This is a genomic window from Achromobacter sp. 46006, assembly GCF_059761975.1.
In genome coordinates, this window is the sequence record NZ_JCBANN010000152.1 from 1 (window position 1) to 326 (window position 326).

Genomic DNA, 326 nt, shown 5'->3' on the forward strand with positions numbered 1-326 from the left:
TGCGACACCGCCCGGTTGACCTGGTCGATACCGCTGGACTGCTCTTCCGAGGCCGCAGAGATCTCGCCCATGATGTCCGTCACCCGCTTGACCGAGGCCACGATCTCCTGCATCGTCGCGCCCGCCCGTTCCACCTGCTGCGAACCGGCGCCCACCTTCGTCACCGAATCCTCGATCAGGCCCTTGATCTCCTTGGCCGCCTGCGCGCTGCGCTGCGCCAGCGAGCGCACCTCGCCCGCCACCACCGCGAAGCCCTTGCCCTGCTCGCCCGCGCGCGCCGCTTCCACCGCCGCGTTCAGCGCCAGGATGTTGGTCTGGAACGCAAT

Annotated in this window: 1 protein-coding gene; it reads right to left on the reverse strand. The window is 69.0% G+C overall.

Features of this window, described 5'->3' with window-relative positions:
• On the reverse strand, positions 1-326 hold a 326-nt coding region (locus AC6LKG_RS26595; RefSeq protein WP_498169997.1), incomplete at both ends, for a methyl-accepting chemotaxis protein.